Genomic DNA, 21432 nt, shown 5'->3' on the forward strand with positions numbered 1-21432 from the left:
TTCTGTGCGAAATCTGATACTCGTTGGGCCGATGGGCGCGGGAAAGAGCACCATCGGCCGTTTGCTGGCCAAAGAGTTGCGCTTGCCATTCCGGGATTCCGACAAGGAAATCGAGACTCGCTGCGGGGCGAACATCCCGTGGATCTTCGACCGTGAGGGCGAGGCGGGCTTTCGCGAGCGCGAACACGCCATGCTGGGCGAGCTTTGCGCCTACGATGGCGTGGTCCTGGCCACGGGCGGCGGCGCGGTGATGCGCGACACCAATCGGCGGATCCTGCGCGCAGGGGGGCGTGTGGTGTATCTTCACGCCTCGGTCGAGCAGCAGGTGGGCCGTACCGCCCGTGACCGCAACCGGCCATTGCTGCGTACGCCGAACCCGGAGGCTACCCTGCGCGCTCTCCTGGAAATCCGAGACCCCCTCTACCGGGAGATCGCCGACCTGGTGGTGGAAACGGATGAACGTCCACCCCGCATGGTCGTTCTCGACATCCTCGAGCGCCTGCGTCAACTGCCACCCAGATGACGCGCGCCGCTATCACGACCCATGGCTACAGAACCGGACTTGCAAAGCGATGCGAACACTCAAGGTCGAACTGGCTGAACGCAGCTACCCGATTCATATTGGCGAAAACCTGCTGGGCAACCCGGAGCTGATCCAGCCCCACCTGGCCGGACGACAGGTAGCGGTGGTGACCAATGAAACGGTCGCCCCCTTGTACCTAGAGCAGCTCTGCAAGGGGCTGGAGGGGCGTTCGATACGACCTGTGGTCCTTCCGGACGGCGAGGCGTTCAAGAACTGGGAAACCTTGCAGTTCATCTTCGACGGCCTTCTGGAAAGCCGGCACGACCGTCGTACCACCATCGTCGCCCTGGGCGGCGGCGTAGTGGGGGACATGGCCGGGTTCGCCGCGGCCTGCTATCAGCGGGGCGTGGACTTCATCCAGGTACCGACCACCCTGCTGTCCCAGGTCGATTCTTCCGTAGGCGGCAAGACCGGCATCAATCACCCCCTGGGCAAGAACATGATCGGGGCCTTCTACCAGCCCAAGGCCGTGCTCATCGATACCGCCACGCTGCGCTCGCTACCGCCAAGGGAGCTGTCGGCCGGCCTGGCCGAAGTGATCAAGTACGGGTTGATCTGCGACGAGCCTTTCCTTGCCTGGCTCGAAGACAACATCCACGCCTTGCGTAGCCTGGACCAGGCCGCGCTCACCGAAGCCATCAGTCGCTCCTGCGCCGCCAAGGCGGTGGTGGTCAATGCCGATGAGCGGGAAGCTGGCGTTCGCGCCACCCTGAACCTCGGCCATACGTTCGGCCACGCCATCGAGACCCAGATGGGGTATGGTGTGTGGCTGCATGGAGAGGCCGTGGCCGCCGGTACGGCCATGGCGCTGGAAATGTCCATGCGCCTGGGCTGGCTCGATCGCGCGGCGCGCGACCGCGGCATCGCCCTGCTGGTACGCGCGGGATTGCCAGTGGTCCCGCCCGCCGAGATGGGGCCGGATGATTTCATGCGCCACATGGCCGTGGACAAGAAAGTGCTCGATGGCCGCATGCGCCTGGTCCTGCTCCGTCGCCTGGGCGAGGCGGTAGTGACCGATGAATACGCACCCGAGATACTCCAGGCCACGCTGACGTCGGATTACCGCGCCATCGTGGATCAGCTTTGAGGTTAACGAGAGTTCGATGACAAGTCTGCATGCCGATGAGGCCTTCCTCGGCCACTATCAACTGGACCATGACCCCTTTGCCGCTCGCGTGCCAGGGTTCAAGTTCTTCCCGGCGCAACGCAAGCCGGTACTGGGCCAGCTGCATCACCTGGCGCGTTACAGCCAGCTGATGCTGGTGGTGACCGGGCCCCATGGTAGCGGCAAGACCTTGCTGCGCCAGGCGCTGGTGGCCAGTACCAACAAGCAGTCGGTGATGAGCGTGGTGGTGTCGGCGCGTGGGGCTGGCGATGCCGCTGGCGTGCTCGGGCAGATCGCGCCCGCTGTGGGCGCCGCCGATACCGAGATCGGCAGCCTCCTGCATCGGGTGATCCAGCTCGGTTTGACCGGCCAGGAAGTGTATTTGCTGGTCGACGACGCGGAACAACTGGACGAGTCGGCGCTCGAAGCCCTGCTGGAACTGTCGGCGGGAATGCCGGAAGGGCGGCCGCATGTGTTCCTCTTCGGAGAGCCTTCGCTGCTGTCGACCCTGGAGCAGCTCGAATGGGGCCCGGAGCGCTACCATGTCATCGAGTTGCAGCCTTATACCCTGGAAGAAACGCGCGAATACCTGACCCAGCGCCTGGAGGGCGCCGGCCAGGGAATCGCATTGTTCAGCAACGAGCAGATCGCGGACATTCATGAAACGTCCGGCGGCTGGCCTGGCCCTATCAACCAGGTCGCCCGAGATTCGATGATCGAGGCGATGATCGCCAGTCGTTCCGCGGTCAAGCGACCATCCATAGGACTTAAAATGCCTAAGAAATACCTGTTGGCCCTTTCCGCCGTCGTGGTGATCGTTGTCGCCGCTGCCGGCCTTTTGTCTGGGCACAACAAAGCGCCAGCCCCTGCTGGCGAGCAGGCGCAACTGCCCTTGGGCCAGGGTGAGCCTGGCAGCGCGCAACCCAACCAGGACGGTAACCCGTCGATCGAGTTCGCTGGCAACTCCAAGCCGCTGCCTCTGAACGGCCAGCCTGTGATGCGCGAGCCTCTGGCCTCCGCCGCCGGCGCGGAAGACGATGACGGCGCGCCAGCAGCCGATGCGGGTACGCCCAGTCAGCCCCCAATGGTCACCACCAGCGCGCCGCCTGTCGGCATGCCGGCCGGCCCGGCTGTGGCCCCGCCCGCGGTCGCCTCCGCGCCACCAACGCAACCGATGGAGCCGGCACCGAGCAAGCCTGCGCCGGCGGCCAAGCCCGCGCCTGTGCCCCAAGTCGCCGTGGCCAAGCCTGCGCCGGTTCCTGCCAAGCCGGCGGAGAAGCCCGTAAGCAAGGCGACAGGCGGCAATTGGTATACGGCCCAGGCGCCCAGCAGCTACGTGGTACAGATCTTCGGCACGAGCTCCGAGAGCGCGGCGCAGTCCTACGTGCGCGAGCAGGGCGGGGAATACCGGTATTTCAAGAAAACCTTGCAAGGCAAGCCGCTTTTCGTCGTGACCTACGGCAGTTTCCCGAACCGTGCCGCCGCGGTTGCCGCCATCAAGAACTTGCCAGCAAAGGTCCAGGCTGGTAAACCTTGGCCTAGAACTGTCGCCAGCGTCCAACAAGAGCTGGCTTCAGCCCACTGAAGGCCGGTGGCCTCACCCTCGCCACCACCAGACGTCCCCCGAGTCGATTGCACAAGCCCGCCGCGCATTGCGCGGCGGGCTTTCGTGTCCCTCCAAAGTGCCCGCGAGCCAAAAGCTTGTCGCGACGGCCAATAATCATTGACTCGAGCAGCTTGCCTACCTCATAAAGCTGCTAAAAGCGTTCAAATTAGCGACATCAAAATACATTGTTCGGTCGTTTGTATTTGTGGCCCGCAGCCCTGCTGTGTACAATGACTGCCCTTTTGCCCCCGCAAAGCTGGCGTTCGTTCGGCGTGGATGGTAAGTGGTTGAATTAAAGAGCATTTGCTTCCATGAGAAGCAAGCCTGGTGAGAAGTGTCTATGAAAACAGGTCTGTACCATCCCGAAGAATTCAAGGACAACTGTGGCTTTGGCCTGATTGCCCATATGACGGGCCAGCCGAGCCACAACCTGTTGCAAACGGCCATCGAGGCCTTGACCTGCATGACCCATCGCGGCGGCATCAACGCCGATGGCAAGACTGGCGATGGCTGCGGGCTGTTGATGCAAAAACCGGATCAGTTCCTGCGCGCCATCGCCCAGGAGCACTTCCAGCGTGAACTGCCCCGCCAATATGCAGTGGGCATGGTGTTCCTGAACCAGGACGACGCTCGCGCCGAAGCTGCTCGTGAGAACATGAACCGGGAAATCCTCGCCGCGGGCCTGCAACTGGTCGGTTGGCGGCAAGTGCCGATCAACACTAGCGTGCTCGGCCGGCTGGCCCTGGAGCGGCTACCGAAGATCGAGCAGGTATTTGTCGGCGGAGAAGGCCTGAGCGATCAGGAGTTCGCCATCAAGCTGTTCAGCGCGCGTCGTCGTTCCTCTGTCGCCAATGCCGAGGATACAGACCATTACATTTGCAGCTTCTCCCACAAGACCATCATCTATAAGGGCCTGATGATGCCCGCCGACCTGGCGGCGTTCTATCCGGACCTGGGCGATGAGCGCCTGAAAACGGCGATCTGCGTGTTCCACCAGCGCTTCTCCACCAATACCCTGCCCAAGTGGCCCCTGGCACAGCCATTCCGGTTCCTGGCGCACAATGGTGAAATCAACACCATCACGGGTAACCGCAACTGGGCCCAGGCCCGTCGCACCAAGTTCGCCAACGAGCTGATCCCTGACCTTGAAGAGCTGGGGCCGCTGGTCAATCGTGTGGGTTCGGACTCTTCCAGCATGGATAACATGCTCGAGCTGATGGTCACTGGCGGCATCGACCTGTTCCGTGGCGTACGCATGCTGATTCCGCCAGCCTGGCAGAACGTCGAAACCATGGACCCGGACCTGCGGGCCTTCTATGAATTCAACTCCATGCACATGGAACCCTGGGATGGCCCGGCCGGAGTGGTCATGACCGAAGGCCGCCATGCGGTGTGCCTGCTCGACCGCAACGGCTTGCGGCCGGCGCGCTGGGTGACTACCCGTAACGGCTATATCACCCTGGCCTCTGAAATCGGCGTGTGGAACTACAAGCCCGAAGACGTCATCGCCAAGGGCCGGGTAGGGCCGGGTCAGATCTTCGCCGTGGACACCGAGACCGGGCAGATTCTGGATACCAACGCCATCGACGATCGGCTCAAGTCCCGCCACCCGTACAAGCAGTGGCTGCGCCGACATGCGCTGCGCATCCAGGCGAAGATGGACGACCACGACCACGGCTCGGACTTCTACGACGTCGATCGCCTGAAACAGTACATGAAGATGTACCAGGTCACCTTCGAAGAGCGCGACCAGGTGCTGCGCCCGCTGGGCGAGCAGGGCTACGAGGCGGTCGGTTCCATGGGTGACGATACGCCCATGGCGGTACTGTCCCAGCGTGTTCGCACTCCCTACGACTATTTCCGCCAGCAGTTCGCCCAGGTCACCAACCCGCCGATCGACCCACTGCGCGAAGCCATCGTCATGTCCCTGGAGATCTGCCTGGGCGCCGAGCGCAATATCTTCCAGGAGTCCCCGGAGCATGCGTCCCGGGTGATCCTCAGCTCGCCAGTGATCTCCCCGGCCAAGTGGCGCGCCCTGATGAACCTGGAGCGCGAAGGTTTCGGCCGCCAGCTCATCGACCTCAACTACGATGAGCAGGTAGGCCTGCAAGCCGCCATCGTCAATATCGCCGATCAGGCCGAGGAGGCCGTACGCGCTGGCAAGACCCAGATCGTGCTCAGCGACCGCGCCATCGCACCGGGCCGCCTGCCCGCTCACGCAGCCATGGCGGTGGGCGCCGTTCATCACCGGCTGGTGGAGAAAGGCCTGCGCTGCGACAGCAACGTCCTGGTGGAAACCGCCACGGCACGCGACCCGCATCATTTCGCGGTGCTGATCGGCTTCGGCGCCTCGGCGGTCTACCCCTTCCTGGCCTACGAGGTGCTTGGCGACCTGATTCGTACCGGCGAAGTGCTGGGCGACCTGTTCGAGGTGTTCAAGAACTACCGCAAGGGCATTACCAAGGGCCTGCTGAAGATCCTCTCCAAGATGGGGATTTCCACCATTGCCTCCTACCGCGGCGCCCAGTTGTTCGAAGCCATCGGCCTGGCCGACGAAGTCACCGGCCTGTGCTTCCGCGGCGTGGCCAGCCGCCTGCAAGGGGCTCGTTTCAGCGACCTGGAAGCCGAACAGAAGGCCCTGGCGATGGAAGCCTGGAGCCCTCGCAAGCCCATCCAGCAAGGCGGCCTGCTCAAGTTCGTCTACGGCGGCGAATACCATGCGTATAACCCGGACGTGGTCAACTCGCTGCAAGCAGCCGTGCAGCAGGGCGACTATGCCAAATTCAAGGAATACACCGCGCTGGTGGACAACCGCCCGGTGTCCATGTTGCGTGACCTGCTCAAGGTGCGCGAAACCCATCAACCACTGGACCTGGCCGAGGTCGAACCTCTCAACGCCATTCTTCAGCGCTTCGACTCCGCTGGTATCTCGCTGGGCGCCCTTTCCCCGGAAGCCCACGAAGCCCTGGCCGAGGCCATGAACCGCTTGGGCGCGCGTTCCAATTCCGGCGAGGGCGGCGAAGATCCCTCCCGCTACGGCACCATCCGCAGCTCCAAGATCAAGCAGGTGGCTACCGGCCGTTTCGGGGTCACGCCAGAATATCTGGTCAATGCCGAGGTGTTGCAGATCAAGGTGGCCCAGGGGGCCAAGCCCGGCGAGGGCGGCCAGTTGCCGGGCGGCAAGGTCAACGGGTTGATCGCCAAGCTGCGCTACGCGGTGCCGGGCGTCACGCTGATTTCCCCACCGCCGCACCACGACATCTACTCGATCGAAGACCTCTCGCAGTTGATCTTCGACCTCAAGCAGGTCAACCCCCAGGCGCTGGTATCGGTCAAGCTGGTGTCCGAAGCCGGGGTGGGCACCATTGCCGCTGGCGTTGCCAAGGCCTACGCCGACCTGATCACCATCTCTGGGTACGATGGCGGCACCGGTGCATCGCCGTTGACCTCCATCAAGTACGCAGGAAGCCCCTGGGAACTGGGTTTGGCCGAGACACACCAGACGCTTCGCGGCAACGATCTGCGTGGCAAGGTGCGGGTACAGACCGACGGTGGCCTGAAAACCGGCCTGGATGTCATCAAGGCGGCCATCCTGGGCGCCGAAAGCTTCGGCTTTGGTACCGCGCCCATGATCGCGCTTGGCTGCAAGTACCTGCGCATCTGCCATCTGAACAACTGCGCCACCGGCGTGGCCACCCAGAATGAAAAGCTGCGCAAGGACCACTACATCGGCACCGTGGACATGGTGGTGAACTTCTTCACCTTCGTGGCCGAGGAGACCCGTGAATGGCTGGCGCGCCTGGGTGTGCGCAGCCTCGGTGAGCTGATCGGGCGTACCGACCTGCTGGAAGTGCTGCCGGGCGAAACCGCCAAGCAGGCGCACCTGGACCTGACTCCGCTGTTGGGCAGCTCCCATGTACCGGCGGATAAGCCGCAATTCTGCGAGGCCGAGCGTAACCCGCCATTCGACAAGGGGCTGGTGGCCGAGAAGATGGTCGAGCTGGCCCTGACCGGCATCGAAGCCCGCACCGGCGGCGATTACAGCCTGGATCTGTGCAACTGCGACCGCTCGATCGGCGCGCGGGTTTCCGGGGAGATCGCCAAGCGCTACGGCAACCAGGGCATGGCTGACGCGCCTATCACCTTCCGCTTCAAGGGTACCGCCGGGCAAAGCTTCGGCGTATGGAACGCCGGCGGCCTGAACATGTACCTGGAAGGTGATGCCAACGACTACGTGGGTAAAGGGATGACCGGCGGCAAACTGGTGATCGTGGCGCCCAAAGGCAGCCCCTTCAAGAGCCAGGACAGCGCCATCATCGGCAATACCTGCCTGTATGGCGCCACCGGTGGCAAGCTGTTCGCCGCCGGCACGGCCGGCGAACGGTTCGCGGTGCGCAACTCCGGCGCCCATACCGTGGTGGAAGGCACTGGCGATCACTGCTGCGAGTACATGACCGGCGGCTTCGTCTGCGTACTGGGCAAAACTGGTTATAACTTCGGCTCGGGCATGACCGGGGGCTTCGCCTACGTGCTGGACCAGGACAACACCTTCGTGGACCGGGTGAACCATGAGTTGGTGGAGATACAGCGCATCAGCGGCGAAGCGATGGAAGCGTATCGCAGTCATCTGGAAAGCGTGCTGGCCGAGTACGTGGCCGAGACCGACAGCGAGTGGGGGCGCAACCTCTGGGAAAACCTGGATGACTATGTACGTCGCTTCTGGCTGGTCAAGCCCAAGGCAGCCAGCCTCAAGTCGCTGCTGTCCAGCACCATTGCCAACCCCCAATAAGAGCCCTGGCGGGCAGCTTCAAGCGATAAGCTCAGGCTGCCCGTGGTAACCCAGAATTTGCTTGCAGCTTGAAGCTCGATGCTTTGAGCTGCGCCGAGAGGCGACCATGTCCGAACGCTTGAGTAACGACTTTCAATTCATAGATGTAGGCCGTAAAGACCCGAAGAAGAAAACCCTGCGCGTGCGGAAAAAGGGCTTCGTGGAAATCTACGAGCCCCTTAAGCCCCAGCAGGCGGGGGAACAGTCCCACCGCTGCCTGGGTTGCGGCAACCCCTATTGCGAATGGAAGTGCCCGGTGCACAACTTCATTCCCAACTGGCTGAAGCTGGTGTCCGAAGGCAACATCCTGGCGGCGGCCGAGCTGGCGCACCAGACCAACACCCTGCCGGAAGTCTGCGGACGCGTGTGCCCCCAGGATCGCCTGTGCGAAGGGGCCTGTACCCTGAACGACGGCTTCGGCGCGGTCACCATCGGCTCGGTGGAGAAATACATCGCCGATACCGCCTTCGCCATGGGCTGGCGGCCAGACATGTCCAAGGTCAAGCCGACCGGCAAGCGCGTGGCGATCATCGGCGCCGGTCCGGCCGGGCTTGGCTGCGCCGATGTGCTGGTGCGCGGCGGCGTCACCCCGGTGGTTTTCGACCGCAACCCGGAAATCGGTGGCCTGCTGACCTTCGGCATTCCAGAGTTCAAGCTCGAGAAAACCGTGCTGAGCAACCGCCGGGAGATCTTCACCGGCATGGGGATCGAATTCCGCCTCAATACCGAGGTGGGCAGGGACATCACCATGGAGCAACTGCTGGCCGAATACGATGCCGTCTTCATGGGCATGGGGACCTACACCTACATGAAGGGTGGTTTCCCTGGTGAAGACCTGCCTGGTGTGCACGACGCGCTGGATTTCCTCATTGCCAACGTAAACCGTAACCTGGGCTTCGAGAAATCACCGGAGGACTTCATCGACATGAAGGGCAAGCGGGTGGTGGTGCTCGGTGGTGGCGACACCGCCATGGACTGCAACCGTACCTCCATTCGCCAAGGGGCCAAGAGCGTTACTTGCGCCTACCGCCGTGACGAAGCGAACATGCCCGGTTCGCGCCGCGAAGTGAAGAACGCCAAGGAAGAAGGGGTCAAATTTCTCTACAACCGTCAGCCCATCGCCATCGTTGGCGAGGAAAAGGTCGAAGGCGTCAAGGTGGTGGAAACCCGCCTGGGCGAGCCGGATGCCCGTGGCCGGCGCAGCCCGGAGCCGATTCCAGGCTCGGAAGAGATCTTGCCGGCCGACGCGGTGGTCATCGCTTTCGGTTTCCGCCCAAGCCCGGCCGACTGGTTCGAGCAGCACCAGATCCAGTTGGACAGCCAGGGACGGGTGATCGCGCCAGCTTCCGGGGGCCAGTACCGGCACCAGACCAGCAATCCGAAGATCTTTGCCGGGGGCGACATGGTACGCGGTTCCGACCTGGTAGTGACCGCCATCTACGAAGGGCGGACCGCGGCCGAAGGCATCATGGATTACTTGCAGGTGTAAACCTTAATCGAGGCGATTGATAAAAGGCACGGCGCAACGCCGTGCCTTTTGCGCTGGCGTCTGAGAAAATGCCCGCACTTTTTTCGCGGATGCCCCCATGACTGCCTTGAAGAACGACCGTTTCCTGCGCGCCCTGCTCAAGCAACCGGTGGATGTCACCCCTGTGTGGATGATGCGCCAGGCCGGCCGTTACCTGCCTGAGTATCGGGCAAGCCGGGCCAAGGCGGGTGATTTCATGAGCCTTTGCATGAATCCGGCGTTCGCCTGCGAGGTCACCCTGCAGCCGTTGGACCGCTACCCCTTGCTGGACGCGGCCATCCTCTTCTCGGACATCCTGACCATTCCCGATGCCATGGGCCAGGGCCTGTACTTCGAAACCGGCGAGGGCCCACGCTTTCGCAAGGTCATCGACACGGTGGCCGATATCGAGGCCTTGCCCATCCCGGACCCTCAGCAGGACTTGGGCTATGTGATGGATGCGGTCAGCACCATCCGCCGCGAGCTCAATGGTCGCGTACCTCTGATCGGTTTCTCTGGCAGTCCATGGACCCTGGCCACCTATATGGTCGAAGGCGGGTCTTCGAAAGACTTCCGCAAAACCAAGGCCATGCTCTACGACCAACCCGAGGCCATGCACCGCTTGCTCGACAAGCTGGCCCAGTCGGTAACCGCTTACCTCAATGGACAGATCCGTGCCGGCGCCCAGGCGGTGCAAATCTTCGATACCTGGGGCGGCAACCTGTCCTCGGCGGCTTACCAGACGTTCTCGCTTGCCTACATGAAGCAGATCGTCAGCGGGCTCATTCGCGAACACGAAGGCCGCAAGGTCCCGGTGATCCTCTTTACCAAGAACGGCGGCCTTTGGCTGGAATCCATCGCGGATGCAGGCGCCGATGCCCTGGGCCTGGACTGGACGTGCGACATTGGTGAAGCCCGCCGGCGCGTCGGTACCCAGGTGGCGCTGCAAGGCAATATGGACCCTAGCGTGCTCTACGCCAAGCCCGCGGCGATCCGTGCCGAGGTGGCGCGCATCCTGGCCAGCTATGGGCAAGGCTCGGGGCACGTGTTCAACCTAGGTCACGGCATCACCCCGGAAGTCGACCCGGCCCATGCCGGGGCGTTCATCGAGGCAGTGCATGAGCTGTCTGCTGTCTATCACGCGCAGCCGTGACCTGAGTTAAGGTTGGATTCATCTACCCTCGCTAGGCTGTATTCATCAAGACAGCCACGAGGGTACTCCGATGAAACTGCGTTATCTTTCGATCTGCCTGCTGCCCCTGCTGGGCGTTACCGGCTACAGCCAAGCCGCCGGCTTCATTGGCCCAGGCGGCCAGGCCGCGAATACCGGCGCCACAGCCGCTACCGCGGTGGAAACGGTCAAGGCCGCTTTGAGCGCTGCCGAAGACACGCCCGTGGTGCTGGAGGGGCGTATCGTCAAGAAACTGGCCGTCGCTGGAAAAGACAACCGCTACGAGTTCACCGATGGCAAGGACAGTATCCAGCTGGATATCGACAGCGACAAATGGCCAGCGGACATCAATGACCAGCAGCGCGTACGCCTGTTTGGCGAAGTCGACCTTGACCACGGTAAGCAGGAAGTGGACGTAGAGCTGATTCAGCTACTGAAATGAAGCCCCGGTTGTAAATACCCTGTTGGGAGTTGTAGAAGCTGGGCGAGGCTCTCGAATAGGGCGGCACCGGCAGGGCTACGAATACCTTCGCCAGCTCCGACTGATGGCCCAGCCCCCGCACAGTGAATCAGGCCGGCTTCCGGTTCGTCGGTAACAGCGGAAGCCGCGCCAGCTTCACAGCGACGCCCAAGGCCAGCACCAGCAAGGCGCCGATGAACGCGCCGATACCATGCCAGCCTCCATAGTGCCAGGCCACTCCGCCCAGGGTTCCGGCCAGGCTCGACCCCAGGTAGTAGCTGAACAGGTAAAGGGAGGACGCTTGTCCTTTGGCCTGGGTCGCGCGCCGGCCTATCCAGCTGCTGGCCACGGAATGAGCTCCGAAGAAGCCGAAAGTGAACACCAGCATTCCCAGCAGGATCGCGCCCAGAGGCGCCAGCATGGTCAGCATCAACCCGACCAGCATGACGGTGATAGCGATCCAGAACATCCGCCGCCGACCAAACTTGTCCGCCAGGGCGCCTACCTGGGCCGAGCTGTAGATACCGGCCAGGTAAACCACCGATAGCAGACCCACTAACGCCTGGCTCAAGTCGTAGGGCGAGGCCAGCAGACGGTAGCCAATATAGTTGAACAGAGTGACGAAGCCGCCCATCAGCAGAAAGGCCTCCAAGAACAGCCACGGCAGGCCCGCGTCCCGGAAGTGAATGACGAAACCCTCCAGCAGGCTACGTGGGTGAAGGGTCCGGCTGCGGAAATTACGTGAAGGCGGCAGTATCTTCAGAAATACCATGGCGGCCCCAAAGGCCAGTCCGCCGACCACCAGGGTTGCGGTGTGCCAGCTCACATAGTCGATGAGCACTCCAAGAATCAGCCGGCCGGACATGCCGCCAATGGCGTTGCCACTGATGTACAGGCCCATGGCCAGGCCAATGTGTTCCGGGTGAATCTCTTCGCTGAGGTAGGTCATGGCTACCGCCGCGACTCCGCTCAGTGAAAGCCCCAGCAGAGCGCGGGTCAACAGGATGGTTGGCCAGTTGGGCATCAGCGCGCTGGCCAGGGTGCATATGGCCGCGCTGAACAAGGCCGCCACCATCACCGGCTTGCGACCTACGCGGTCCGAGAGGGGGCCGGTGATCAACAAGCCGATGGCTAGCATTGCGGTCGACACCGACAACACCAGACTGCTCTGGGCTGCGTTGATGGAAAATTCCTGGGAGAGCAGCGGCATCATAGGCTGCACGCAGTACAACAGGGCAAAGGTCGCGAAGCCACCGCAGAACAACGCCAATACGGTACGCATGAACAACGGCGTGCCTTTTTCTATCCACTGCACGGTTTTCATTGACGCAGGGTTGACTAACCCCGAGTTACAGCTTGGCGTCTCGACCGTCTTCAACACAGGCCTCATGGATCAGAGAAAACACGGGTGAGCATATAGTCGGGCAAACATGACTTCCAATATATTGTTCGACCTGTTTAATAGCCTAGGCATATCAATTGGAGCTTCGTCATCTGCGCTACTTCGTGGCCGTGGCGGAAACGCTGCATTTCGGCCGCGCTGCTGACGCCCTGGGTATCAGTCAGCCGCCCCTGAGCCAGCAGATCCAAGCCTTGGAAGAGGAGCTTGGGGCGCGTCTGTTCGAACGCACCAACCGCCGGGTCGCCTTGAGCGAGGCCGGACGCTTGTTTCTCGACGAGGCCCGGCAAGTGCTGGCCCAGGCGGACAAAGCCGCTGACGTAGCGCGGCGGGCACAGCTGGGTGAGCTGGGCGAGCTGAAAATCGGTTTCAGCTCGTCAGCGCCTTTCAACGCGACCTTGTCCACAGCCATTTACCAGTTTCGCCAGGCGTATCCCGATGTCCATTTGCACCTGCGGGAAATGAGCAGTCGGGCGGTCGCCGACGCCTTGCTGGAAAAGCGGCTGGATGTTGGGTTGATACGGCCGCTGCCCTTGGCCGACGCCCTCAATGCAGTGGAGCTATCAAGGGAACCGCTGGTCGCGGTCATTCATGCCAGTCATTCGCTCGCCTCCGAGCCTTCGAATGGCGTGGCCCTGGCGGCCCTGGCCGAGGAGCCCTTCGTGTTCTTTCCTCGCAGCTATGGCAGCGGCCTTTACGCCCAGTTGCTGGCGCTAGCCAGGGCCGCGGGGTTCAGCCCGCATTTCGCCCAGGAAGCCAGCGAAGCCATGACCATCATCGGCCTGGTGGCCGCCGGGCTGGGCGTATCTGTGCTGCCCGCCTCGTTTCAATCCATTCGTATAGCCGGAGTGGTTTATCGACCCTTGCTCGACGAAGCGGCGCAATCCGCCGTCTGGCTGGTGCGTCGCAATGGGTTGGGCTCTGCCATGGCAGAAGCCTTCACCCGGCTGCTTTTAGGGCACCATGCCGGGTAAACGGTGGTTAATGTCGCCTGAACCCTGTACATATCTAGGTTCGGATGATTCGATGGCGAACAGGAGGATGCAATGCGAAGGGTGGTGTTCAACCAGAAAGGCGGTGTGGGTAAGTCCAGCATCGCTTGCAACCTGGCTGCGGTCAGTGCGAAGGCCGGCTATCGCACCTTATTGATCGACCTCGATGCTCAGGCGAACGCTACTCAATACCTGACTGGGCTCGCCGGGCAGGAGGTGCCCCCCGGCATCGCGACCTTCTTCCGCAACACCCTGGCGTCCGGCCCCTTCGCCAAGAAGAACGAAGTGGATATCTACGAAACCGAGTTCGACAACCTCCACTTGGTGACCGCCACGGCCGAGCTGGCGGACCTTCAACCCAAGCTGGAGGCCAAGTTCAAGATCAACAAGCTGCGCAAGTTACTGGACAGCCTTGAGCAGGAGTACGAACGGATCTATCTGGATACCCCGCCGGCCCTGAATTTCTACGCGGTGTCGGCCATGATCGCCGCCGACCGTGTGTTGATCCCGTTCGACTGCGATAGCTTTTCCCGCCAGGCCTTGTATACGGTGCTCAAGGAGATCGGCGAACTGCGCGACGAGCATAATGAAGACCTCGCCATAGAGGGTATCGTGGTCAATCAGTTTCAGCCCAGGGCAGCCCTGCCTCAGAAGATGCTCGAGGAACTGCTGGCCGAAGGGCTGCCCGTGTTGCCGGTGTACCTGAACAGCTCTGTGCGCATGCGCGAATCCCATGAAGCGAGCAAACCCTTGATTCACTTCGACTCGCGCCATAAGTTGACCCAGCAGTTCGTGGAACTGCACGACTTGCTCGAAGGGCACTGACAGAAACAGGAACCAAGGACTGCTCATGCATTGCCGAGCTTCCTGGCTCCTGCCTGCAGGGCATCACTTCGATAGGCGAAGGCGGCGGCTCAACAGACCTCGCCCGCCGCATGGCCCGACGCCCAGGCCCACTGGAAGTTGAATCCGCCCAGGTGGCCGGTGACATCCAGCACCTCGCCGATAAAATACAGGCCCGGGCTTTTCAAGGACTCCATGGTCTTGGAGGAGACTTCCCGCGTATCCACGCCGCCAAGCGTCACTTCAGCGGTGCGATAGCCCTCGGTTCCTGCGGGAACAACCTGCCAGTCACTCAAGCGGCTTGCGACCTCCTGCAGCTGTGTCGGGGTGTATTGCTTCATGGGCCTGGATTCGAACCAGTGCTCGCTGAGGAGCTGCGCCATCTTGCGCGTGAACAGCTCGCCCAGGAGAGTGCGCAGTTCGGCGTTGGGGCGTTCGGCCTGCTGGGCTGCAAGCCAGGCCAAGGCGTCATGGTCGGGTAGCAGGTTGATCGAAACGCTGTCTCCGGGCGTCCAGAACGACGAAACCTGAAGAATGGCCGGCCCGCTGAGGCCCCGGTGGGTAAACAACAGGTTCTCCCTGAAGCTGTGGCCGTTGCAGCTGGCGATGCAGTCGACGGAGGTGCCCGATAGCGCGTTGCATAGCTCTTTCAAGTGGTCGGTAATGGTAAAGGGCACCAGCCCGGCGCGGGTGGGCAGCACCTGGTGCCCGAACTGCCGCGCCAGTTGATAGCCGAAGCCGGTGGCGCCCAAGGTCGGGATGGACAGCCCGCCCGTGGCCACGACCAGCGAAGCGCAATCCAGCGTACCGCTGCTGGTCAGCAGGCGGTAGCCGGCTGCGTTCGCGGTGACTTCCTGGACGCTGGTATTCAGGCGAACCTCAGCCCCGGTGCGCTCACATTCGGCCAGCAGCAGCCCGAGGATATCGCTGGCCTTGTTGTCACAGAACAGCTGGCCGAGCTTTTTCTCGTGGTAAGGCACGCCATGGCCCGCTACCAGGCCGATGAAATCCCACTGGGTGTAACGGGCCAAGGCCGACTTGCAGAAGTGAGGGTTCTGGGAAAGGAAATTCGCCGGCTCGGTATACATATTGGTGAAGTTGCAGCGGCCGCCACCGGACATGAGGATCTTCTTGCCTGCCTTGTTGGCATGGTCGATGACCAATACCCGACGCCCCCGCGCGGCGGCCGTGGCCGCACACATCAGGCCCGCGGCGCCCGCGCCTATGATGATGACGTCCAGGCTCACAACAGGCGTACCCGCAAGGAACGGCCTTTGATCTTGCCTTTGCCGAGGCGATCCAGGGCCTGCTTGGCCACGCCTCGCTCAACCGCGACGAAGGCCTGGTAATCGAAGATGGCGATCTTGCCAACCTGGGCGCCGGGCAGGCCAGCATCGCCTGTGAGCGCGCCCAGGATGTCTCCGGGCCGGAGCTTGTCCTTGCGCCCGGCGGCGATACACAGGGTAGCCATGGGGGGGACCAGCGGGCCGTCTCCCCGGTGTTTCAGCTCTTCGAGGGGGCGCCAGTTCACCTCGGCCTTCTGCAACGCTTCGATGGCCTGCGCCCGATGGGCTTCGACCGGCGCTACCAGGCTTACGGCAGTGCCACTTTCGCCCGCTCGGCCGGTGCGGCCGATACGGTGAATATGAATCTCCGGGTCTCGTGCCAGTTCCACATTGATCACCAGGTCCAGGCCTTCGATGTCGATGCCACGCGCCGCCACATCCGTGGCGACCAGTACCGTGGTGGAACGGTTGGCGAAGAGGGCCAATACCTGGTCACGGTCGCGCTGCTCCATGTCGCCGTGCAAGGCATTGGCGCTGACCCCTTTGCTGGTCAGCAGATCGGTCAGTTCCTGGCATTGCTGCCGAGTGAAGCAGAAGGCGATGCAGGACTGCGGCCGGAAATGCCCGAGCACCTTGAGCACCGTGCTCAGCCGTTGCTCGGCATCGACCTCGTAGAAACGCTGCTCGATCTTGCGATCATCGTGCAGCGCCGCCACCTTGACCGTGCGTGGGTTGCGCAGGAAGCGCGCGGCCAAGGCTTCGATGCCAGCGGGGTAGGTGGCGGAGAACAGCAAGGTCTGCCGACGGCTCGGGGTTTGTTCGATGATCGCGGCGATGGCGTCCACGAAGCCCATGTCCAGCATCCGGTCGGCTTCGTCCAGCACCAGGGTGTTCAACCCATTGAGCGACAGGGTGCCCTTGTCCAGATGCTGCTGTACCCGGCCAGGGGTGCCGACGATGATGTGAGCGCCATGTTCAAGGGAGCCGACCTGGGGACCGAAGGGTACACCGCCGCACAGGGTCAGCACCTTGATGTTGTCCTCGGCCCGGGCCAGCCTGCGGATCTCCTTGGCCACCTGGTCGGCCAGCTCGCGGGTAGGGCAGAGCACCAGGGCCTGGCAGCCGAAGAAACGCGGGTTGATCGGGTTGAGCAACCCGATACCGAAGGCGGCGGTCTTGCCGCTCCCGGTGCTGGCCTGGGCGATCAGGTCTTGCCCCGCCAGAATGGCCGGCAGGCTCTGGGCCTGGATGGGGGTCATCTGGGTGTAGCCCAGTGATACAAGGTTGCCAAGCATCGCTGGGGACAATGACAGGGTTTCGAAAGCGGTGGCGGTCACGGGAGGAGCCTGCAGGACAAAATGGCGCGCAGTTTACCAGCCCGCGGGCAAACCCCCTATGCGTCCGGGCCCGGGGGCGGACGAACAGCGCGTCGGCCTACCTCCGGTGACAGTTGGACGAAAATCGTGGCCGCGAACATTGCCATCAGGCCGATGGTCAGGAAGGTGAGGTGGAAGGCGCCCAGGATGTTTTCCACGCCTTCCTTACCGATGGAAGCCTCGAAACCTCCAAGCAAGGCCCCGGCGCAGGCTACCCCCAGGCTCATGGAGAGCTGTGCGACCACCGAGAGCAGGCTGTTGCCGCTGCTCGCTTCCTGATCGCCCAGGTCAATGAGCGTTACCGTGTTCATGGCGGTGAACTGCATGGAGTTTATGGCCCCCAGCACCGCCAGCTGGGCCAACAGCAAGGGGTAAGGTGTCTCAGCCGTAACCAGGCCCAGGCTGGCGAGCATGACGCCCAACGCCAGGGTATTGCCGGTCAGCAGCTTGCGGTAACCGAACCGTTCGATCAATGGGCGAGCCAGGGACTTGGCTACCATGGCGGCGGCGGCCAGAGGAATCATGCTCATGCCTGCCAGGGAAGGTGAATACCCCATGCCGACTTGCAATAACAAGGGCACCAGGAAGGGCAGCGCGCCGGAACCAAGCCGGGCGAACAGGTTGCCAAGGATACCTACCGCGAAGCTGCGGGTGCGGAACAGGCTGGCCGCGAACAGCGGCTCATCCATGTGCACGGCCCGCAGCCAATAGGCGGCCAGGCACGCCATTCCGGCGAACAGCAGCAACATGACCCGCAGGTGAGGCAGATGCAGTTCGCCCAGGCCTTCCATGGCAATGGTGATCAGCACCATGGCAGCACCGAACAGGCCGAAGCCCAGGCTATCGAAGCGAGTTCGCTCGCCGCCGGGCAGTTCGGGCAGCAATCGCTTGACGGCCAGAACGCCCAGGATCCCCACAGGCAGGTTGATCAGAAAGATCCAATGCCACGTCAGGTATTCCACCATCCAGCCGCCCAGGGTAGGGCCGATCAGCGGACCCACCAGGCCTGGCACTGTAATGAAGCTGAGTATTCGCACCAGCTCGGAGCGAGGGTAGGCACGCAACACCACCAAGCGCCCGACAGGTAGCAGCAGTGCGCCACCCAGGCCCTGAAGAATTCGTGCCGCCACTAGCATCGGCAGGGTCATGGAAATGGCGCACAAGAGCGAGCCGAAGGTGAACAAGCCGATGGCGCAGGTGAATACCCGCTTGATGCCGAAGCGGTCCGCTACCCAGCCGGAGGCCGGAATGAGCAATGCGACCGTGAGCATGTAGGCGATGACTACCGACTGCATGCGCAGGGGATCCTCGGCCAGGTCGCGGGCCATGGCAGGCAGGGCAGTGTTGAGGATGGTGCCGTCCAGGGACTGCATGAAGAAAGCGATGGCTACCACCCAGGGAATCCAGCGAGCGGTAGCGGGGTCCAGCGTGGCGTGGGTAGGCATGGCACCTCTTGGCGTGTTGGAGGCAGCGGAACTGCCGAATTCGGCATCCTTGCATGGCTCTTTGAGCTAGCCAAGGATTGGAAAAGCGGGCCGATTCGCCAGCTTCGCTGGCTCCTACCGTGCGCACGCCCGTTAGATCGGACAGCCTTTGGCGCGAAGGATTGCATCGAAACGGTTCGGGTCAAGGGTGCCGTTGGCGATGCCTTCGAGTGTAGCGCGTTCACGGGCCAGCAGGTCGTTGCAACGCTGGACCAGCTCCGGCAATTCAGCCCGGGCCGCGGCCACCACGCCGTCCCCATCGCCAATCATCAGGTCGCCCGGCATTACCAGCATGCCCGCGCAGGAAATAGGCACGTTGATCTCACCACCGCCGTCCGTGCTTGGGCCACGATGTACGACCCCAATCGCATACACAGGCAAATCGCCGCTCTGCCATTCATCCAGGTCGCGCAGGGCGCCGTTGATCACTACACCGGCGATGCCGGCTTTCAGGGCCATGGCGCGCATGATGCCGCCGAATACAGCGCGGGTCAGGTCTGCGCTACCGTCGATGACCAGTACGTCACCGGGGCGGGCCATCTGCATGGCCTTGAGGATCATCAGATTATCACCTGGACGTACCCGCACCGTAAGCGCGCTTCCGAGCATCGGTTTGTTGCCGTGGAAGGCCTTGAGGCCCAGCCCACCCACATTACGGCCCAGGCAGTCGCTCACGGCGGCAGCGGGGATCTTGCTGAATTCGCTGAGCCATTTCGGGTCGAGCGGCTCGACGTTGGGGTTGATCATGTAGCCGGCGGGCCACTTGCCTGAAGATACGACATCAAACATGGATAAAGCCTCGGTAAAACCTGGTGAAACCTCGGCGCCGACCTTTGCCGACGTGACGGGGAACGCTTCTCTTGGGTAAACAAGCTTAGGCCCGGCCTGCGCTGCACCGCAAGCGGCACCGGGTCGATGGCTTAACCATGGCTGAATCGTTTTTCTGAAAACCCGGCGCACGCCTGGTTGGGGGCAGGGAATGGGCCTAGAGGTCCCGCCAAAGCGAGTCGAAGTCTTCCTCGCGCCCTGGAGTGTCACTTACCGTCTGCCTGCTGATCGCAGGCGCAGCCTGTTCGGCAAAGCGATATTCGAACTGGTTGAAGCTACCCGTGGTGGCGAGCCGTTTCAGTAGGCCGGCACGGTGCTCCTCGCCGTTGGTATTGAGCACCACTTTGTGGCCTTCCTGGAAAGGCAGGCGCGGCGCCAGCAGGGTAGCCGGAATGTCGATAGCCCGGATTTCCGGCAATACCAGGCCGCGCAGGTATTCACTCTGCGGTTCATCACCGCGGATCAGCTGCAGCCCGCACGGCTGGGCATGGGGGGCGATCAGCTCGATGCCCATCTGGGTGCCGCCGTCACGGACCTGGCGAATCCAGCGCACCACAGCCACGCTCCAGCCTTGGGAGGGCGCGTCCTGGATACCGACCAGCTCTCCAGCCTGTAGTTGGGAGGGCACTTCCCGCCGCCAGGCCAGGCAGTAGCCGCCGGGACTGTGATTGACGATCCGCAGGCTGTAGGTTGGGAACTCGCGTGGTGCCGGGTTCCTGGCCTGGTCCGGTTGGTATTCGATTTCTTCCAGGGCCGGGGCCTCCACTACCGGCCCCCATACCCCGTGCTTGCCCAATGCGCTGAACTGGGCGGACGTGCTGCTGCCCGGCAGGCCCAGCTGCTCGCCAAAGCTTCGCTCGCCACCGAGGTAATAATGCATGGCGCTCATGCCAATGCACACGGTCAGGTTGCCCTGGCCAGGGGTGCGCTGGAAGGTGCGCTCGGCCACATTCCCCCAGGCCGCCGCTACGTGTTGCAGAACATCGGTACTGAAGCCTGCCGGCATGGGCAGGCGGGCCAACGGCCGTTGCTCGGCAGGCAACGCCAGGTATTCCTTTATGGCATGCGCGAGGAGGGTGGTGTCCAGGCCTAGCAACTCGTCCAGCTGTCGCTCTTCGAACAGCGTCTTGTAGCGGGGCGGGCCGTCCGTGGCCGGAGCAACCGCGAACAGGCTACTGGCCGCCAAGGCAGGCTGCATGCGGGCGAACTGCGCCCAGCTCTCAAGCATCTCGGCCAGGCGCATGATGGCGCTCTGACGCATCTGGTTGCAACGAGAGCTACCCAACAACAGCGCCGCCACATAGCTCTGCTCTGGCGTGAGCGCCTTTACGCCATGGGCGAGGCCATCAGCCACCGACGTTTGCTGGACCTTATGATCGCAGGCCACCAGGTAGAGATGATGCAGCTCCAGCCATAGCCCCTCGGGCACCGGGCAATACAGCAAGGCGGTGCGAACCAGTGGGCCGTAGAGGCAGTGAATGGCGCGCTGCAAGGAAATGGCCAGGGCCGTGGACTGCTCACGCCCGGCCGAAGCCACTCGCACCACGATGATCTTGTAGCCTGCTGCCAGATGGTTCTGCAGGGCCTGGCACAGGTTGGCCACCTTGCGCGCACGCTCGTCCAGCACGATGGCCTGGTTGAGGAAATGCCGTTCCAGCTGCTTGCACACGTAATAGACTTCAGGGCGCAACAGCTCCAGCATCTGCAAGCGGTTTTCGTTGGGTGTCACCAACTGGTTGAGTTCGGTCAGCCCCTGATAGAGCAGCCTGGCGGTTTCCCCGATATTGGCCTTGGGCAATTCGGAAATCCATTCTTTCAGGCCGCGCGGGTTCGCCTCGCAGAACGACAGCGTATTCTGCGAGGGTGTAGGTGCGCGTAGCGAAAGATGAGGGCTGGGGCGCGGCATCCAGGATTCCTGATCGTCCTAAGGGGCCAGGGGCATCAGTCGGCCCCGTAGCCTTTTT

At 62.7% G+C, this 21432-nt stretch carries 15 protein-coding genes; 9 read left to right on the forward strand and 6 right to left on the reverse strand.

Features of this window, described 5'->3' with window-relative positions; translation table 11 throughout:
• Window positions 1–4 precede the first annotated feature (4 nt).
• From aroK to ACP691_RS14665, 7 genes are all read left to right on the forward strand, one after another.
• Complete coding sequence (gene aroK, locus ACP691_RS14635) at window positions 5–523, forward strand: shikimate kinase AroK (RefSeq protein WP_040260067.1); 519 nt, start codon at window positions 5–7, stop codon at window positions 521–523.
• 49 nt (window positions 524–572) lie between these two features.
• Window positions 573–1670 (forward strand): 3-dehydroquinate synthase, encoded by a 1098-nt coding sequence (aroB, locus tag ACP691_RS14640; RefSeq protein ID WP_426150451.1) that lies wholly within the window; start codon window positions 573–575, stop codon window positions 1668–1670.
• Window positions 1671–1686: 16 nt separating this feature from the next.
• Complete coding sequence (locus tag ACP691_RS14645) at window positions 1687–3273, forward strand: AAA family ATPase (RefSeq protein WP_426150449.1); 1587 nt, start codon at window positions 1687–1689, stop codon at window positions 3271–3273.
• A gap of 361 nt (window positions 3274–3634) precedes the next feature.
• The gene (gene gltB / locus ACP691_RS14650; protein WP_426150447.1) at window positions 3635–8083 is read left to right on the forward strand and encodes a glutamate synthase large subunit; all 4449 of its coding nucleotides are present in this window, start codon (window positions 3635–3637) and stop codon (window positions 8081–8083) included.
• A gap of 106 nt (window positions 8084–8189) precedes the next feature.
• On the forward strand, window positions 8190–9611 hold the full coding sequence (locus tag ACP691_RS14655; protein WP_426150445.1) for an FAD-dependent oxidoreductase: 1422 nt from the start codon (window positions 8190–8192) through the stop codon (window positions 9609–9611).
• Window positions 9612–9708: 97 nt separating this feature from the next.
• A complete protein-coding gene (gene hemE / locus ACP691_RS14660) occupies window positions 9709–10782 on the forward strand; it encodes a uroporphyrinogen decarboxylase (RefSeq protein WP_426150443.1) in 1074 nt (357 codons plus the stop codon).
• Between the two features lie 70 nt (window positions 10783–10852).
• Window positions 10853–11242, forward strand: a complete 390-nt coding sequence (locus ACP691_RS14665; RefSeq protein WP_426150441.1) for a NirD/YgiW/YdeI family stress tolerance protein — start codon at window positions 10853–10855, stop codon at window positions 11240–11242.
• A 127-nt stretch (window positions 11243–11369) separates the two neighbouring features.
• On the opposite strand, the gene ACP691_RS14670 is transcribed toward ACP691_RS14665, so the two are convergent.
• Window positions 11370–12584, reverse strand: coding sequence for an MFS transporter (locus ACP691_RS14670; protein WP_426150439.1), 1215 nt, complete (start codon window positions 12582–12584; stop codon window positions 11370–11372).
• Between the two features lie 155 nt (window positions 12585–12739).
• Between ACP691_RS14670 and ACP691_RS14675 the strand changes: the two genes are divergently transcribed.
• The gene (locus ACP691_RS14675) at window positions 12740–13633 is read left to right on the forward strand and encodes a LysR family transcriptional regulator (RefSeq protein WP_426150437.1); all 894 of its coding nucleotides are present in this window, start codon (window positions 12740–12742) and stop codon (window positions 13631–13633) included.
• A gap of 72 nt (window positions 13634–13705) precedes the next feature.
• Window positions 13706–14476, forward strand: a complete 771-nt coding sequence (locus ACP691_RS14680; protein WP_426150435.1) for a ParA family protein — start codon at window positions 13706–13708, stop codon at window positions 14474–14476.
• An 89-nt stretch (window positions 14477–14565) separates the two neighbouring features.
• Here ACP691_RS14680 and ACP691_RS14685 read toward each other — a convergent pair whose 3' ends face one another.
• The 5 genes from ACP691_RS14685 to ACP691_RS14705 all read right to left on the reverse strand — a co-directional run bounded on the left by ACP691_RS14685 (window position 14566) and on the right by ACP691_RS14705 (window position 21374).
• Window positions 14566–15741, reverse strand: coding sequence for an NAD(P)/FAD-dependent oxidoreductase (locus ACP691_RS14685; RefSeq protein WP_426150433.1), 1176 nt, complete (start codon window positions 15739–15741; stop codon window positions 14566–14568).
• Entirely contained in the window at window positions 15738–17075 is a 1338-nt protein-coding gene (gene dbpA, locus ACP691_RS14690; protein WP_426151100.1) for an ATP-dependent RNA helicase DbpA, read from the reverse strand. Before dbpA ends, ACP691_RS14685 begins: the two co-directional genes overlap by 4 nt.
• A gap of 98 nt (window positions 17076–17173) precedes the next feature.
• On the reverse strand, window positions 17174–18601 hold the full coding sequence (gene mdtD, locus ACP691_RS14695) for a multidrug transporter subunit MdtD (protein ID WP_426150431.1): 1428 nt from the start codon (window positions 18599–18601) through the stop codon (window positions 17174–17176).
• Window positions 18602–18733: 132 nt separating this feature from the next.
• The gene (locus ACP691_RS14700; protein WP_426150429.1) at window positions 18734–19429 is read right to left on the reverse strand and encodes an RraA family protein; all 696 of its coding nucleotides are present in this window, start codon (window positions 19427–19429) and stop codon (window positions 18734–18736) included.
• 196 nt (window positions 19430–19625) lie between these two features.
• A complete protein-coding gene (locus ACP691_RS14705) occupies window positions 19626–21374 on the reverse strand; it encodes a molecular chaperone (RefSeq protein WP_426150427.1) in 1749 nt (582 codons plus the stop codon).
• Between the last annotated feature and the right edge of the window lie 58 nt (window positions 21375–21432).

The sequence above is a fragment of the Pseudomonas sp. DC3200b2 genome (assembly GCF_049895785.1).
In the GTDB taxonomy this organism is placed as follows: domain Bacteria; phylum Pseudomonadota; class Gammaproteobacteria; order Pseudomonadales; family Pseudomonadaceae; genus Aquipseudomonas; species Aquipseudomonas massiliensis.